Here is a 16,953-nt window from a genome sequence, read left to right on the forward strand (position 1 = left end):
GCAGCACCGCGATCTCCGCGAGCACGAGCAGCGCCGCCGGGATCTCCACCAGATGGCCGAGGCCGTCGTCCAGCCGGCGCAGCCAGGTCCGGGCGCGCAGGGGCGGGCCGGTCAATTCAACCCCCGCCGTCGTCTCGACGGCCGCGATATTGATCTGCATGGCGATCGTCCCTCAAGCGAGCTTACCGAGGTCGTTCAGCAACTGCCCGTCCGGCCCATGGAGGAGCGCAGAACTGGGATGTGCTGCCGAGCGCTGGCAGGCTGTAGCGGCCGAAGGCCAACAAGCGGGGCCAATGCTTGAGCCAGGCACCTGCACTCGGCCTCGTGGAGCGCAAGACGGGCACGTTACCTGTTCGCGCGCGCCTGTCCTGACGAATCTCGCTTCAGGTCAGCTTTCCGCAAGCCTCCTCTAGCAACGACCAGGCGTTGTCACCATATTTCTGCTTCCATGTCTGGAAGTATGACGTGCTTGCGAGTGCCCGCTGGAAGTCGGGTTTCACAACTTCGATAAATGCGAGGCCCTTTTTGGCCAGCTCGGTTCGCAATGAACGATCGCGCTCGGCGACATCGCTGCGCTGATCGACGACGGACCGGTCGAGTTCGGCTGTAAGGACGGATCTGATGTCCTCCGGCATGCGCGCCCAGGCCTTGCGGTTGGCCAAGGGCCAGTAGCCGTCCCAGCTGTGGCCGGTCAGCGAGCAGAATTTCTGAACCTCGTAGAGCCGGGTCGTCGCGATGAGCGAGAGTGCATTCTCCTGGCCGTCGATGACGCCGGTCTGCAACGACGTGTAGACCTCGGCGAAGTTCATGGGCGTCGGCGACGCCCCCATCGCAGCGAAGAACGATGTGAGCATCGGTGCCGGTGGAACCCGGATCTTGAAGCCGGACAGATCCTTCGGAGCGCGGACCTCTCGTCCGGATGATGTGATCTGGCGAAAGCCGTTGTCCCAGATCCGCCCCGGCGCGATAACGCCGACCTTCTCAATCAATGCCCGGGTGTGCTGACCCAGCCCCCCGTCCATCGCCCGCCAAACGGCATCGTAATCCGGAAAGGCATAGGCTGTGTTGGCGATACCCGCGACGGGCACAAAAGTCGCCAAGATCGAAGCTGAAAGTAGCAAGAACTCGATGCTTCCGTTTCGCACCTGCGACAAGACATCGGTTTCTGTCCCGAGTTGGTTGGCTGGAAACAAGCGAATGCTGAGGCGTCCATTCGTCTGTTCGCGGACGCGGTCGAGTGCCGCGCGCAGGTGGACGTTGTTCGGATGACTGGGGTCCTGACCCGTTGCGAACTTGAAATCGAATTCCGGCCCTGCCCTCACAATCGACGGCATCGCCATCACGAGGCCACCGGCCAACAGGGCACGACGGCTTAGGGCTTTCCGCGGTAGCGCTAGCATTGATGACCTCCCTGAATTTTCGCATATTGTTCGAACCTGGCCGGTTTCTTGGGTTTCTTTATTGAAGCTATGCCGCTGGTCTGCGGCTCTATGGGTCGCATGCGGCTAGTGCGGCCCCGAGTGCGAACCGCGCCATGGCAAGCGCCTCGGCTGGCGGGACTCCACGGGTCGCGTAGTAGAGGTCGCGGCCGAGAGCCAGCACGTCGGGATGTCCCGCGGTCGCACGTTCCACGGTCTCGACCGCCCGGGGCAGCAACTCCGTCGCAGGCAACACGGCATTCACCAGGCTGCGCGCGCGTGCTTCTTCCGCACTCATCAATCTCGCTTCGTAAGCGATCTCGAACAGAACCGCTTTGGGCAAGGCGTCGCGCACGACGGCGAGCGCCAAGAAGGGAAAAAGGCCGTGTGCCACTTCCGGCAGGCCGAGTGTCGCGTCGCGCGTAGCGAAAACCATGTCGCAGGCCAGGGTCACAGCAAACCCGCCCGCATGCGCATGGCCGTTGAGCGCAGCGACCAGCGGCTTGCCGAGACCAGCCATCGCGCCGAAGAGATCGATATGGGCTCGCCCGAACTCCATCCGTCCGGCAGCAGTTGGGCCAGCGCCTCGGTAGTCGCCTCCCAGGCAGAAGACAGAGCCGCTCCCCGTCAGGACGCATCCGCTGATCGCTTTGTCGCTGCGAGCGGCGTTCAGGGCGGCGGTCAATTCGTCCGCCATGTCCTGCGTGATCCTATTCCCGGCGTCGGGTCGGCTCAGCGTCAGGATCGCCACCCGGCCATACGTCTCGACTTCGATCTGCCGCATCGCTGCTGCGCCCTCCGTTGGACGGAAGATCCCGCCAGTCCGAGTCACACCCCTGCCGAAAACCCCTCGCGTCAGGAGGCGTAGCGCCGCTCCTGCGCGATGAGATCGGACATGCCGACGAACTCGTTGAACTCGTCGAAAGGTGTCATCAGGTCTGCCACCGCGTTCGTCGAGCACCCCGCCTCCATGAACCGCTCCATCATCGTTTTGACCGCCTTATGCATGGCGAACATCGGCTCGATCGGGCAAAGAGCGTAATCGAATCCGCACGCTTCGACCTCTTTCAGCGACAGGTATGGACTTTTCCCAGATCTGGCCATGTTGAACAGGAGCGGCTTGCCGAGCGGTCGCAGGCGGCGACTAATCTCGCGCATCTGCTCCACACTCTCCATCGCGTCGCAATAAAGTCCGTCGGCACCGACCTCAGCGTAGCTGATGAGGCGGGCGATCGCGTCGTCGAAGCCGGTCACGGCAAGCGAATCCGTGCGCGCGACGATGAAGAAGTCCGGATCGCTCCGGGCCTCGAGCATGGCGCGCAGCTTCTGCTGCATTTCCTCGGCGCTGACGAGCTGCTTGCCCGAGAAGTGCCCGCACTTCTTGGGAACCGCTTGATCCTCCAGATGCAGCACCGAAGCGCCCGCCTCTTCCCACAGTCTGATCGTGCGCTGTGCGTCGAGCACGCCGCCATATCCCGTATCCGCATCCGCGAAGACGGGGAGGCTGGTAACCCTGCAGATGCGGCGGATATGCTCGAACATCTCGGTCTGCGTCAGCAAACCCATATCGGGAGCGCCTGCGACGATGGCGGAGGCCGCGAAACCGCTCACGTAGATCGCGGGCGCACCGACTTGCTCGGCCAGCTTAGCCGTGACGGCGTCGTGCGCGCCCATGCAGACGAACGGCGGCGATTTGAGTAGTTCGCGGAAGCGGGATGAGCGGGATGAGCGGGATGAGCGGGACAAAGCGGGGCCTCTGGGTTGCATCGGGCGGGAGATTCGAAGCGAGCTTGACCGGGCTCAAATCTCGAACCCGAACCCCTCATGTTAGCGCAAACATAAGCGGAATTGCGGCGTTCCGCAATCCATGCGGGCGGGCTATGCAGCAGAGTGCGGGATCAACTAGGTTACAGGCACGGCCAAGCGACTGAGATGGCAGACCTAACAACGAGACCGCGCCGGAAGCAGAATCCCAAGCAGGGGAAGCCTGAGCCGCGCATGGAGGATGTGGCCGCCCTCGCCGCAGTTTCAGCAATGACGGTCTCGCGGGCACTGCGCGATCCGACTTCCGTGAATACCGAGACTAGACTCCGTATCGAGGCGGCAATCGATGCCACCGGATACGTTCCCAACCGGATCGCCGGCAGCCTCGCTTCGCGCAGGACGAACGTCGTCGGCCTGATCGTGCCGAGCCTTCGCAACTCGCTTTTCGCGGAGACGATCCAAGGCGTATCGGACGCTCTCGGCGCACATCACCCTTTGATGATCGCGGATAGCGGCTACGCGTTGGCCGGTGAAGAGGCCGCTATTCGGGCCTTCTTGGCCCAGCGCATCTGCGGGATCGTGCTGCACAACACGCAGCATACGACGCGCAGTCGCTCGATGCTCGAGGATGCAGGTATCCCCTGCGTCGAGACGGGGAACCTGACCGAGAAACCTCTCGACATGACAGTCGGTTTCTCGAATTACGATGCAGCCTGCGCGATGACGGAGTACCTGATTGGCCGCGGGTACAAGAACATCGGATTTGTCAGCCTGCCCATTCACGACAATGATCGCGCTGCCGAAAGGCGAGCGGGATTTCTAGCCGCCCATCAACGGCGTGGGCTGATCTCCGCTCCCGAGTTGCTGCTCGAAAGCCCGCCCGGACTGCGGAGCGGCGGGCTCGCACTAGCTACTTTGATCGAGCGCGTGCCGGCCGTCGATGCGGTCTTTTTGTCAGGCGATGTGCTGGCGACCGGAGCTTTACTTGAAGCGAACCGTCGCGGCTTGGATGTCCCGAATAAGATCGCGATCGTCGGCTCGGATGACAACGAACTCCAGGAGGCCGTCTCCCCACCGCTGACAACGCTGCGCTTTCCTCGCTATCAGATCGGACATCAAGCAGCCGAGATGCTGATGAAGCGACTTCGAAATCCCTCCCGCGACGTCAGTAGGCTTGACCTCGGTTATGAACTTATAGAGCGAGCAAGTGCCTAATGGCGAAACGAACGCGCCAACCACAATGACATTTGTTGGCCGAAGGCGGCCTGCCCGCTTTGAAGCGAAAGATGCAGGAAAGCAGCCTTGATCATACCGAAAAATTTCAACTGATGGCGGGGTCATCGATTTCAGTAGACGTTTTTAGATTGAGGATATTCGGCGCCACCCGATCGAGGCGGTAGGCCTTTCTCGCAGCGGTGACCAGGTTGGCATCCGAGTTGCTCATCCTTCCGGTACGCGTCCGGAGGAATCCATGGCTGTGCAGATCTCTCCACCTTCCGAGGAAGGCGTCGAAATTGGGCGGCCCCGGCTCGGCCTCGCCCTCACGGCAATCCTGATCGTCTTCTACTTCGGCTTTGTCGGGCTCGGCGCCTTCGCGCCCGCCATCTTAGCCAAGCCCCTTTTCGATGGCGGTACGGTAACCGTCGCCTTCGCGTACGGTCTGTTCGTCATCGCACTCGGCGTTGCCCTGACCGGGATCTACGTGCTCATCGCGAACCGCGAGGTCATCAGATGAGTGTTTTAGCTGCGCGCCGCACGCTGATCGGTCTCGCTCTCCTCGCGCCAGCACCCGCACTCGCGCAGTCGGGAGTTGCCGGTGATGGCCTTAACCTGACAGCGATTACGCTCTTCACTACCGTTGTGATGGGCACGCTGTACATCACCTACAGGGCGGCGAAACGAACGCAATCGGCTTCCGATTTCTACACGGCCGGCGGACGGATTACAGGATTCCAGAACGGCCTCGCAATCGCCGGAGACTTCATCTCGGCGGGTGCTTTCCTGGGGCTCGCCGGCCTCGTCTATGGGAATGGCTTCGACGGCTTGATCTACGCGGTCGGGTACACGACGGGGCTGCCGATCGTCGTTTTCCTCATGGCAGAGCGTTTGCGCGCGCTCGGCCGCTTCACCTTCACGGACGTCGCCTGTACGCGCCTCCAAGAGAAGCCGATCCGCATCTTCGCGGCCTCGGCTTCCCTCGTCGTGATCGCCTTCTACCTCATCGCCCAAATGGTCGGAGGTGGGCAGCTCATCCGCCTTCTGCTTGGCCTCGATTACATTTATGCGCAGTTCATCGTTGGGCTCCTGATGATCTGCTACGTCCTGTTCGGCGGCATGGTCGCGACGACCTGGGTGCAGATCACGAAAGCGGTGCTGTTCCTCATCGGCGGAACGGTGATAGCGCTGCTGGTGATGGCCCATTTCGACTTCGATTACGGCGCACTACTTCGACAGGCGGTCTCCCGTCACCCTCGTGGAGAGGCTATCCTCACGCCGCAGTTTCTGTCCCGCGATCCGGTCTCGGCGATCTCGCTCGGGCTCGCGTTGATGTTCGGGACTGCCGGTCTTCCTCACATCTTAATGCGCTTCTTCACAGTGCCCGATGCCCGTGCCGCCCGCGTGTCCGTGTTCTGGGCGTCTGTGTGGATGAACTACTTCTTCGCACTCGTGTTCGTCATCGGGTTCGGAGCGCTCGCCCTGGTCGCGAAAAACCCAGCTTACGTGAACGCCGCCGGCGGCTTGATCGGTGGCGGGAACATGGCGGCGATTCACCTCTCGCACGCGGTCGGCGGCGACCTGATGCTCGGGTTCATCTCGGCCGTCGCTTTCGCGACGATCCTCGCCGTCGTCGCAGGCTTGACGCTCGCAGGCGCGACCGCGGTGTCGCACGACCTTTATGCCAGCGTATTCCGGCGCGCCGGCGCAAGCGAGGCATCCGAGGTTCGCGTCTCGCGCTACGCCACCGTGATCCTGGGAGTCGTCGCGATCGGGCTCGGCATCGCGTTCCAGAACCAGAACGTCGCCTACATGGTGAGCTTGGCGTTCTCTATCGCCTGCTCGTCAACGCTGCCGCTCCTGATCCTCGTTCTGTACTGGCCAGGCCTCACGACGCGCGGTGCAGTGGTCGGGGGATGCGTCGGGCTTGGAACCGCACTTCTCTTCACCGTCTTAGGCCGCCCGGTCTGGGTCGGTGTGCTGGGCTACGCGACACCGATCTTCCCAATCGATCCGCCGACAATCGTCACGATGCCACTGGCGTTCCTCGTCTGCTACGTCGTGTCAGTGACGGACAAGAGTCCGCAGGCAAGGATCGATCACCAGCGGGGCGCCTCGATCGGCCGGACAGCCCCGTCCGTTCCAGTGGCCGCAGAATGAGTCCTCTGAGGATCACGCCATGATGAAGTTGATCAGCGCGACACCGAGCCCCTACGCTCGCAAGGTGCGAATCGCCCTCGCCGAGAAGGGCATCCCCTTCGATCTGGAGACGGAAGTGCCCTGGCACGGCACGTCCGTGACGCCGCAGTACAATCCGCTGGAAAAGCTTCCGGTTCTCATCCTCGAGGATGGCAGTGCGGTCTACGAGTCGCACTACATCATGGAATGGATCGAGGCGAAGTACCCCGCGCCGCCGCTCGTTCCAGCTGATATCGACGGTCGGCTCCTTGCACGTAAGTTCGAGGTGTTGTGCGACGGCACGTGTGACGCGTTCGTGCTCATGTTCTTCGAGCAAATGCGCGATCAAGAGCGGCAGAGCCCGGAATGGATCGCCCGGCAGCGCCGAAAGGTCGATGGCGGAGTGCGCGAGATTGCCCGCCTGATCGGCGACCGTGATTACGCGGTCGGCGACAGCTTCGGGCTCGGGGACATCGCGGCAGGGACGGTCGTCGGATATCTCGACGTTCGTTGGCCGGACTACCCCTGGCGTGAGCAGTACCCAAGCCTTGCCGCCTACAGCGATCGCATGGAACGGCGGCCGTCTTTCCAGAGGACGAGACCCACGCCGCAGCAAATCACTGAAAAGGTAGTGTAGTGTGCCATGCACCTGTTCTGACCGAGCACTTCACCGCGGGTGGAGTAGGCATGGTAGGCCTGACCTTGAGCGGCCCGTACGGATTATCGTGCCGGTAATTCGGGTCATAAACTGGTCTGACTCTCGCTCGTCATCGTAAGAAAGGCTGCTCATTATCGTAGGAAAGGCTTCTTATTACCTGCCGATCGGCGCAAAGGCCGGGATGAACGTGCCGCTTACCATCGTCGAAGACCTGCAGCCGGACACGAAAGCGAACTCTACTGTTGCCGACAACGGATGCACCGCGCTCTTCTCGCGTGGCATTCGAGATGCGTTGCGGTAGCAGTCGCGAGGATGCGGCGTGCGCGGAGTCTCGCGTTGGTCCGGCGGTTGCTATGCTGGCGCGTCTCGCTGGGGGGCCACGATGAAGCGACGCACATTCCTCGCCGCAGGTGCCTCGACATTGGCAGCGCCAATCGTCGGCCGAGCGCAAGACGCCCGGGTGCTGCGCATGGTGCCCCAGGCGAACGTGACGTCCATCGACCCGATCTGGACCACCGCGATCGTGACGCGCAATCACGCCTACATCGTCTACGACACCCTCTTCGGCCTCGATGCCGACCTGCAACCCCAACCCCAGATGGCGGCCGGCTACCAGGTCGAGCGAGATGGTCGGAAGGTGACGATCGCCCTCCGCGAGGGGCTGCGCTTTCATGACGGCACACCCGTCCTCGCGCGGGATTGCGTCGCCAGCATTAGGCGCTGGGCCGCGCGAAACGGGTTTGGCCAGACGTTGATGGCCGCGACGGACGAGATCGTGCACGACGGTGATGCGAACATCGTCTTCCGTTTGAAGGCGCCTTTCCCGCTGCTGCCGAACGCACTGGCGAGCGTCAGCCAACCCGCCTTCATCATGCCGGAGCGGATCGCGCAGACCGATCCGTTCAAACAGATCACGGACGCCACCGGCTCCGGGCCGTTCCGCTGGAAGGCGGACGAGTTCAACTCGGGCAGCTTGATGGTCTACGAGCGGCACGCCGGATACGTGCCCGCCCCCGGCGCCCCGAGCCTGACCGCCGGCGGCAAAATCGCCCATTTCGACAGGGTCGAGTGGCAGATCATCGCCGACGGCGCGACTGCAGCGGCTGCGCTGCAGAACGGCGAGATCGACTGGTACGAGCAGCCACCGCCGGAACTCCAGCAGCTCCTCGCCCGCAATCGTAACATCGTCGTGGAAGGGCTCGACCGCTTCACCAATCCAGCGATCCTGCGCATGAACCACCTGCAGCCGCCGTTCGACAATGTCGAGGTGCGCCGGGCGGTGCTGCCGGCCATCATCCAGAGCGATTTCATGGCGGCTATCGCAGGCGATGATCCAGCCAACTATGACGATCGGTGTGGGATCTTCACGCCGGGCACGCCGATGGCCACGGATGCCGGCATGGAGGTGCTCACGGGGCCGCGTAGCCTCGGGAAGGCGCGGGCGGCGCTGAAAGCTGCGGGCTATAGCGGCGCGAAGGTCCGGCTGATCGGCCCGACGGACATCCTGGCGCCCTCGGCGATCACCCAGGTCGCGGCCGATCTGCTGCCCCGTATCGGCTTCAACGTGGATCTGGCCCTCAGCGACTGGGGTACGGTCATCCAACGCCGCGTCCCACGCGAGCCCGTCGATAAGGGCGGCTGGTCCGTGCTGCTGACCACGTTTTCGTCGTTCGACAATGCTGATCCGGCTGCGCTTCAACCGCTCAGGGCCAACGGCGCTGGTGCTTGGTTCGGCTGGCCGTCGATTCCGAAGCTGGAGGAACTCCGCGCGGCCTGGTTCGCCGCTCCGGATGCGCAGGTGCGCAAGGCGCTCTGCGCGGAGATGCAGCGGGTCGCGCTCGATCAAGTGGCCTACGTACCGGTTGGCTCCTATCGATCCATGACCTCTTTCGGTCGCAATCTAACGGGCCGGGTCCTCGGATTTCCGATCCTCTGGAACATCAGGAAGACCTGAGCGAACCGTCCGGCCACCGGCGGAGGCCGCGAGAGGTGATCGTTGGGACCTGACGGGCTGCACCGGATGGCCAGACCAGACACCTTATGCCAAGGCAAGTTCATGATGCGCATCCTCGGCCGCTCGACTTCGATCAACGTCCGCAAGGTTCTTTGGGCCGCGGCCGAGGCCGGGTTGAGCTTCGAGCACGAAAACGACTGGACGCTGACCAAGGACACGCAAGGTCCAGAGTTCAGATCCCTCAACCCGAACGGTCTCGTTCCCGTCCTCGTGTCCGCAGAGGGTGTCCTCTGGGAAAGCAATACGATATGCAGATATCTGGTTGCGAAATCAGGCCGGCATGATCTTCTGCCCAATACTCCGTTCGCGCGTGCGGCCGTCGAGAAGTGGATGGACTGGCAGGTGGCCGATCTGAATTGTGCTTGGCAGGCGGCTTTCCTGGGCTTGGTCCGTAAGAATACTTCTTACAGGCATGATCAAGTTGCGATTGCACGGAGCGCGGAACGGTGGAATGACTTGATGCTCATCTTAGAGCGGCACTTGGCCGGGACCGATGCCTATATCGTCGGTGACACCTTCACCTTGGCCGACGTAGTGGTCGGCCTTTCGCTTCAACGATGGCTTCTGACGCCCATTGCGCGACCATCGACGCCGGCGCTCATCGCGTACCGGCAGCGGCTGCAAATTCGCCCCGCCGTGCAGGCGTGGATTGCCGCCGACGTACCCTAAAGCGACGGGTGACGAGCGCTTGTTTTAAGCTTCCTCGCAGGCGCTCGATGGCAAGGGCAAAGTGAGGTGGCCAAAGAGAGGGGCCGCCGCGAGCTGGATCATCGGGCTCGGTCGGACCTGCCGAGCTGAGAGGGCTCCTCCTCAGCGCGTAAGCGCACCTCACGTAAGTGAAACCGTTGGTGATCCGCCAAGACTCATGTCCGTTCTTGAGAAGCGCCCGAGTCGACCCGAGTGACTGGAACGGGCGCGAAGCCGAACGTCCGGTTCTGCGCGCAACGGCAATCCGGCGCGACGTAGTCTGGCCGAAGGTGGAGGCGGCTCGTACGCCCTTATGAGGCCTCGTAGCCTAACTCCGAAGCCTTCGCCGCCGCCTCATCTCGTTCATCAGGATCTGCGGCGGGGCTCATCAGCGAGCGTAAGGTTGCGGCCAAGTCGGCCATGCTGAGACCGCCCTTCTGCAAGATGCGGTCGGCCTGGCCGCCGAGCCGCCTCCGGTCGTCCGCCGTCACGTCCTTGGCAGTCAGCACTATGACCGGGATGTCGCGCCATTCCGCCTTCGCCCGCAACTGCCGCAGGAAGCCGAACCCGTCCACCTCCGGCATCATCAGGTCGAGCAGGATCAACCCGGGCTTCCGAACGCCCACTGCTTCCAGGCCAGCCCGACCGTTCTCTGCCGAGACCACCCGCCAACCCTCTCGCGTCAGGAGCGTCGTCATGCGCTCGCGCACATCGGGATCATCGTCGACCACGAGGATCGGCCCTTCGTGGACCGTGGGCCTGAACCTCTCCATCGCTTCCTTCAGTTGGCCCCACTCGACCGGTTTGTGCAGGTAGTCGGTCGCGCCGAGCGAGAAGGCGAGGTTCTGCTCGTCAAGCACGGTCACCATGATCACCGGGGTCGCTCCGAGCTCCGGGTCAGAGCGCAGCGCCCGCAGGACGGCCCAGCCATCCATGCGTGGCATGGTCACGTCGAGCAGGATTACCCGTGGACGCAGGGCACGAGCCCGTTCCAGACCTTCACGTCCGTCCGGGGCCGTGACCACCTTGAACCCGTCGCGCTGCAGGAAGCGAGCGAGGAGGTCCCGCGTGGCCGGGTCGTCGTCGATGACCAGGATCTGCTCGGCATGGCTCGGAGTGGCCGCGGCATTGGCTGGTCGAGCGGGTAGGTCGTGCATGACCTGAGCCGCAAGCTCGGCGGAAGGTCGCTCCTCGTACCGGGCAGGCAGGTCCAGGGTGAAGGTCGTACCCTCCCCCTCCTTGCTCGCCACCGCGATCTCGCCTCCCAGCATCCGGGCGAAGGCGCGAGTGATCGCAAGCCCCAGACCCGTGCCGCCGAAGCGACGAGTCGTGGAAGCATCGGCTTGGCTGAAGCGCTGGAACAGTCTCGCCAGCTGCTCCTCGCTCATGCCGATGCCGGTGTCGGTCACGGTGAAACGCAGCCAATCGGTGCCCTGGCGGTGCTCGCGCTCCGCCGTGAGGGTGATCAGGCCGCCCTCGGTGAACTTGGCGGCGTTGCTCAGCAGGTTGATCAGGCACTGGCGCAGCTTTGTCGCATCCGTGTGCGCGCTGCCGAGCTCGTCAGCGAGCCGGACGTCGAGACTGTTGTCCTTCTTGGCGACCAAGCCACCGACCGTGGCAGCAACGTCGTTCACGGTCCCTGCGACGTCGAACTCCTCGGCGTAGATCTCCATCCGTTCGGCCTCGATCTTTGAGAGGTCGAGCACGTCGTTGATCAGGCCCAGCAGGTGGCGGGCGTTCGACTCGATCTTGCGCATGTCCGAGAGCAGGCTCTCCTCACCGAGATCCTCCATCTCCTCCTGCAGCATCTCGGAATACCCGATGACGGCCGAGAGCGGCGTGCGCAGCTCGTGGCTCATGTTGGCCAGGAACTGGCTCTTGGCACGGTTGGCCTCCTCGGCTGCCTCCTTGGCGGCTTCCAGTTGCAGCTCGGCTTCCTTGCGGGCCGTGATGTCTGCATGGGCGCCGACCCACTCGCGCACGCGCCCGTCCTCTTCCAGGATCGGCACGCCGCGCACATCCATGTACCGGTAGACGCCGTCGTGCCGGCGCAGGCGGTGCTCGACGGCGTAGAGCGTGCGGGTTTCCACCGCTTGCTCCCAGGCCGCACGCGTCCTGTCCCGGTCTTCGGGATGGACGGCCTCCAGGAAGCCGCGACCGGCGGCCTCGGCTGGGGCCTGGCCGGTGAAACGCGTCCACTCAGAGGTGACCCGCCGGAACTCACCGTCCGGGGTCGTGCTCCAGACAATGGCCGAGGTGGCTTCGGTGAGGGAGCGGAAGCGTTCCTCGCTCTCAACCAGCCGCAGCTCGGAGAGCTTGCCGAGCGTCACGTCGGCCATGACGATGCCGACGCCGTCCGCCCGTCCGTCGCGTCCGCGTTCACGGCGTAGGGGGAAGAAGCTCGACTGAAGGTGGCGGGTGCCACCCGGCGCGCTCGGGGCCGGCACACCGACATCGACGTTCGCGGTGACTAGACCCTGGTCGCGTGCAGCCGCCAGCTTCGGGGCGAGTTCGTCCTGCAGCGACGGCAGGAGGGCCCAGATCGGTGCGCCGACATCGGCACCGAAGCCGCGCTCGCTCATGTTCTCCAGGGCTCGGTTCATGTGCCGGATGTTGAGGTCGCGGTCGAGGAAGCCCAGGCCTACGGGTGCGTTCTCCAGCACGCTCTCTAGGAGGTCGGCCATACGCTGACCCTCGCGACGGCGCACAAACGCGAGACGTGCGAGTAGGCCCACGGCAGCCACGGCGGCAGCCAACGTGATCAATGTCAGCAGCGGCGAGCGAACCCTGTCCGAGGCCGCCCGTGTCTCCATGTCCGCGCTCGCGCGGTCCTGGACGTCCTGCGTCAAAGTGCGGATCGCGTCCATGCTGCGCTTGCCCTCGCCGGACTGGATCAGGTCGGTGGCGGCCTGTTGTCCGGAAGACCGGCGCAACGCGACCACACGTGCGGAGAAGGACTTCTCGGCCTCGATCAGCTGTCTCCGACGCTCCCGCGTCGGCGGTTCGAGGGTTAGGCTGTCGAGCCTGTCCAAGTTGCCGCTGATGCCGGCCAAGGCCGCATCGTAGGGTTGCAGGTACTCCTCGCGCCCGGTCAGGGCGTAGCCGCGCATGCCGGTTTCTAGGTCCCTCATGACCGAGAGGATGTGTTCACTTTGAGCGACGAGGCCGTTCAGGCGAGCGGTTTCGGCCCGGCTGTGCGCGCCCGCCACGTAGTTCCACCCGCCTGCCGCCACGGCGAGGGCGAGCAGCATGAAGGCGAGCGATGATCCCGGAAGGCGCCGTCCGGAGCCGAGGAAGCGCCAGCGGTTCAGTGTGATCTTCTTGAAGCTCATGTCACCCGTGGCCTGCGCGGCGGTGAACCGCGATCTGTGAGGCGGTACCCAAGGGAAACACCTTTGCCAGCGTCGCGGTCCGTCCTCCCGTGTGAGTGCTAGGCAGAGCGGGACATTCGTAGCGACCTTTCCAGTCAAGGCTCTCGGAAACCGGCGATGCCGCAGCTTGTTGGCGCCCCCAGCCTTCCGGCACGGGTCCACCGCCGCCTCGCGGGTGTCTCCTGATGGAGTCCGCCGACTGCGCAAGACCCGGAACGGCTCTGACCCCGAGCAGCTAGCCCGCATGAGCCCGCGCTCGCGGCTCTGGCCCGCGCCATCGTGCGCGCTTGCCCGCGTCCATCTTGGTGAACCCCCGGACCGAGATGCCCCCCTGTGAGGACCCCGCCGGTTCCGACTGCCGGAGGTGCGCTCGAACAGCCGGTCCTGGCCGTAAGCTGCCAGTCCGCTTTGGAGAAGGTACGCGGGAAAAGCGGACAGCCTGCTACCGACCGATTTTGTTCTCTAATAAGTCAACGGGCGACAGCTCGGTCCTGATCGTTGGACGCTTTCGGGTGCCTGCGTTCTCTACGTGCTCGTGCGGCACTTGATGGGGTCAGCTGGGTGCAGAGCGGCTTGGTTGAAAGCGCAGCCGGCACAAGGCCGCATGCTACAGAATCGGCGCCGTCTTCTGCTCCCTCCCTCGGGCGTCGCTCCCGCTCGGGAGCTCGGTTCGGCCTCCTGTCCGGTGATGTCAGCCGCTACGCAGGCCTGAACTCGGTGCCCTGCCGCAGCATCGCGTGCATGATGATCGCCAGCCGACGCGCGAGTGCGATGCGCGCCTTGCGCATCGTCGAGCGCTTCGCGATGGCCAGAGCCCAAGCCTTCAGCTTCAGGGGCTGCCTGCAACGCGTCAGCATCACGTTGGCGGCTTCGTACAGCAGCGTTCTGACCCGCCGGTCGCCGCACTTCGAGATGCTGCCGCTGTAGTCGACCTCGCCCGATTGGTAACGCCGTGGGACGAGACCGAGATACGGCCCGACGTCGCGAGAGCGCTTGAAGCGCTCGGGATCGTCGATGGCTGCCGTGAAGGCGAGCGCGGTGAGTTGACCGACGCCTGGGATCGTCATCAAGTGGCGGCAGGCTTCTGAGGCTCGGACCATCCGCTTGATATCGGCGTCGATGGCGATGACGGCTGACAGCACGGCAGCGCGCGCTCCGACCAGGCCGCGCATGGCGGCAGACAGCCCAGGGATCCCCTCGCTCGAACGCAAAGCCTGCTCGATAAACGCAGAGCTGAGCGCCCGCGGCAGTCGCACCCCGAACACGACAGCAAGGCCGCGGATCTGGTTCTCCAGCGTGACCCGCTGGCCGACCAGCTTCTTGCGAGCGATGATCAACGACCTCACGGCGTGAGCCGGCAACGATTTCACGTGCACCGACTTGAAGAAGCCCGTTCGTGCCAGGTGAGCAAGGCCACGCGCATCGTTGCGGTCGGTCTTGTGCGTCGTGAGCGACTTCAGCGCTTGGTAAGCCTGCCGGCTCTCGACGCAGACGACCGGCACACCGCGTTCAGCCAAGCCGTGGAACAGCAACGGAGCCATCCGGCCCGTCTCGAACACAACCCGACGGCAGGCAGGCGCCTTCGCGAGTTCCTGCGCGATGTCGGCAGTCGTAGAGGCCACCTTTGCCTGATGCGTGACCGTGCCGTCGCGATCGACCACGCAGACGTGCGTCTCCTCCATCGAGACGTCTAGGCCAGCGAAATACTCCATGATCAGCCTCCTCTTCCAGCAGCGGAGCCGATCCTATCGACTTCCGCGGAAGAGCTGCCGCCCATTACCCGATGTTGAAAAACTCGTTGGCGGCTGAGATCGAAGTGGGGCGAGATGAGTCCTCGCCCTCAGGCCAGGTGTCGCCTGCCGGTCAAACCGGGCTCGGGTGCGGGACCGGGATGATCTTGGCGAGCTTCCTCAGGTTCTAGGCGGCGGCTGCGAGGTGGAACTCGTCTCCCGCTCCGTTCGGCCCTCGCAGCCGGAGGCGATCCAGCTTCAGGATGCGCTTGAGGTGGGCAAACAGCATCTCGACCTTCTTGCGCTCACGCCGGGAGGTGCGGCCTTCCTCGGAGCGTGCGATGTCGCGGGCCATGTCCCGCGCGCCCTCGTAGATCGAGCGCGGCACCTCGCGCACCGGCTCGTTCGGGCAGCACCGCGTCTTCAACGGGCATGGCGCGCAATCGAACTTGCTCGCGCGGTACAGCAGCGTCGCCCCGTCGTTGACCAGGGTGCCGGTCGTGGTCAGCAACTGGCCCGCCGGGCAGCGATAGACGTCGCCCGGCTGGTCGTAAGTGAAGTCGGCGCACGAGAAGGTGCCGTCGGTGCGGGCCGATTTGTGGAACACGCTGATATGCGGCTCGATGCCGTGCTCGTAGACGGGCCAGCCCAGCATCTCAGCTAAACCGTAACCGCTGTCGCCGGCCGGTTTGGCCGGATACGCGTGGTCCTCGTCGGCCGCGATCTTGCAGGCAGGGTTGACGCCTGAGGGCGATAACCCGAGGGATAGACATGCGCGCTTCTATACTGACCGGTATCCTCGTTCTCCTGATGGTCGGCTCAGCGCAGGCTCAGGTCAAGATCGGCATCGTCGGTGCGATTACCGGACCTAACGCGGCATTCGGCGCCCAGATCAAGAACGGCGTCAGCCAGGCGGTCGACGATATCAACAAGGCCGGCGGGATCAACGGCCAGAAGCTCGTGGCCGTCATCGGCGACGATGCTGGCGATCCCAAGCAGGGCGTCTCGGTGGCCAACAAGTTCGCCAGCGACGGCGTGAAGATGGTCGTTGGTCACTTCAATTCAGGCGTGTCGATCCCGGCCTCCGACGTCTATCTCGACGCCGGCATCATCCAGGTCACGCCCGCCTCTACAAACGTGAAGTTCACCGAGCGCGGCATGTGGAACACGTTCCGCACCTGCGGCCGCGACGACCAGCAGGGCGCGGTGGCCGGTACCTACCTGGCCAAGCACTTCAAGGGCAAGAAGATCGCCTTCGTCCACGACAAGACCCCCTACGGGAAGGGTCTGGCCGACGAGACCCTGAAGGCACTCAAGGCCAAGGGCGGCAAGGAGGCGATGTACGAGGGCATCAACCTGGGCGAGAAGGACTATTCCGCGCTCGTGTCCAAGCTGAAGTCGGCCGACATCGACGCCATCTACTTTGGCGGCCTGCACACCGAGGCCGGGTTGATCATCCGGCAGATGCGCGACCAGGGCCTTACGGCACCGATGATGAGCGGTGATGGCATCACCGACAAGGAGTTCGTCCAGATCGCCGGGCCGGGCGCAGCGGGCACGCTGATGACCTTCTCGCCGGACGCCCGCAAGAACCCGAACGCCAAGGACGCGGTCGCCGCGTTCAAGGCCAAGAACATCGATCCCGAGGCCTACACGCTCTACTCGTACGCGGCCGTGCAGGTCTTGGCGAAGGCGATGGCCGAGACCGGCTCCAGCGACGGCAAGAAGCTTGCCGAGTGGCTGCATCAGGGTAAGCCGACACAGACGGTGATCGGCGAGATCGCCTACGACAAGAAGGGCGATATCACCCGGCCCGACTACGTCATGTACGCGTGGACCAAAGGTACCGACGGCCGGATCGACTACACGGGGCACGAATTGACGCAATGATCACACGACGCGTTGCGCGGCGGGGATC

General features: G+C 64.1%; 12 protein-coding genes and 1 pseudogene. 7 read left to right on the top strand and 6 right to left on the bottom strand.

What is annotated here, in order from left to right; all coding sequences use genetic code 11:
• Positions 1 to 383: 383 nt before the first annotated feature.
• From MFF58_RS22935 to MFF58_RS22945, 3 genes are all read right to left on the bottom strand, one after another.
• Positions 384 to 1,340: a TRAP transporter substrate-binding protein gene (locus MFF58_RS22935; RefSeq protein WP_238291301.1), complete on the bottom strand. Its 957-nt coding sequence runs from the start codon at positions 1,338 to 1,340 to the stop codon at positions 384 to 386.
• Positions 1,341 to 1,488: 148 nt separating this feature from the next.
• Positions 1,489 to 2,202, bottom strand: a complete 714-nt coding sequence (locus tag MFF58_RS22940; protein WP_238291302.1) for an enoyl-CoA hydratase/isomerase family protein — start codon at positions 2,200 to 2,202, stop codon at positions 1,489 to 1,491.
• 71 nt (positions 2,203 to 2,273) lie between these two features.
• A complete protein-coding gene (locus tag MFF58_RS22945; RefSeq protein ID WP_283206460.1) occupies positions 2,274 to 3,185 on the bottom strand; it encodes an isocitrate lyase/PEP mutase family protein in 912 nt (303 codons plus the stop codon).
• A 231-nt stretch (positions 3,186 to 3,416) separates the two neighbouring features.
• Between MFF58_RS22945 and MFF58_RS22950 the strand changes: the two genes are divergently transcribed.
• The 6 genes from MFF58_RS22950 to MFF58_RS22975 all read left to right on the top strand — a co-directional run bounded on the left by MFF58_RS22950 (position 3,417) and on the right by MFF58_RS22975 (position 9,916).
• On the top strand, positions 3,417 to 4,397 hold the full coding sequence (locus MFF58_RS22950) for a LacI family DNA-binding transcriptional regulator (RefSeq protein ID WP_238291305.1): 981 nt from the start codon (positions 3,417 to 3,419) through the stop codon (positions 4,395 to 4,397).
• 256 nt (positions 4,398 to 4,653) lie between these two features.
• Positions 4,654 to 4,917, top strand: coding sequence for a DUF485 domain-containing protein (locus tag MFF58_RS22955; protein ID WP_238291306.1), 264 nt, complete (start codon positions 4,654 to 4,656; stop codon positions 4,915 to 4,917).
• Positions 4,914 to 6,557, top strand: a complete 1,644-nt coding sequence (actP, locus tag MFF58_RS22960; protein WP_238291307.1) for a cation/acetate symporter ActP — start codon at positions 4,914 to 4,916, stop codon at positions 6,555 to 6,557. Before MFF58_RS22955 ends, actP begins: the two co-directional genes overlap by 4 nt.
• 19 nt (positions 6,558 to 6,576) lie before the next feature.
• Positions 6,577 to 7,212: a glutathione S-transferase family protein gene (locus MFF58_RS22965; protein WP_238291308.1), complete on the top strand. Its 636-nt coding sequence runs from the start codon at positions 6,577 to 6,579 to the stop codon at positions 7,210 to 7,212.
• Between the two features lie 403 nt (positions 7,213 to 7,615).
• On the top strand, positions 7,616 to 9,187 hold the full coding sequence (locus MFF58_RS22970; protein ID WP_238291309.1) for an ABC transporter substrate-binding protein: 1,572 nt from the start codon (positions 7,616 to 7,618) through the stop codon (positions 9,185 to 9,187).
• Positions 9,188 to 9,289: 102 nt separating this feature from the next.
• Positions 9,290 to 9,916: a glutathione S-transferase family protein gene (locus MFF58_RS22975; RefSeq protein ID WP_238291310.1), complete on the top strand. Its 627-nt coding sequence runs from the start codon at positions 9,290 to 9,292 to the stop codon at positions 9,914 to 9,916.
• Positions 9,917 to 10,245: 329 nt separating this feature from the next.
• Here the strand turns inward: MFF58_RS22975 and MFF58_RS22980 are convergent, their stop codons facing one another.
• From MFF58_RS22980 to MFF58_RS22990, 3 genes and pseudogenes are all read right to left on the bottom strand, one after another.
• A complete protein-coding gene (locus tag MFF58_RS22980; RefSeq protein ID WP_238291311.1) occupies positions 10,246 to 13,266 on the bottom strand; it encodes a response regulator in 3,021 nt (1,006 codons plus the stop codon).
• Between the two features lie 737 nt (positions 13,267 to 14,003).
• Positions 14,004 to 15,017, bottom strand: a complete 1,014-nt coding sequence (locus MFF58_RS22985) for an IS110 family RNA-guided transposase (RefSeq protein WP_238291313.1) — start codon at positions 15,015 to 15,017, stop codon at positions 14,004 to 14,006.
• A 205-nt stretch (positions 15,018 to 15,222) separates the two neighbouring features.
• Positions 15,223 to 15,756 (bottom strand): annotated as a pseudogene (locus MFF58_RS22990) (transposase); the annotation flags it as partial.
• A gap of 50 nt (positions 15,757 to 15,806) precedes the next feature.
• Here MFF58_RS22990 and MFF58_RS22995 point away from each other — a divergent pair.
• Positions 15,807 to 16,925: a branched-chain amino acid ABC transporter substrate-binding protein gene (locus tag MFF58_RS22995; protein ID WP_238291314.1), complete on the top strand. Its 1,119-nt coding sequence runs from the start codon at positions 15,807 to 15,809 to the stop codon at positions 16,923 to 16,925.
• Positions 16,926 to 16,953 lie beyond the last annotated feature (28 nt).

Origin of the sequence: Methylobacterium longum, assembly GCF_022179385.1 — a bacterium.
Lineage (GTDB): Bacteria > Pseudomonadota > Alphaproteobacteria > Rhizobiales > Beijerinckiaceae > Methylobacterium > Methylobacterium longum.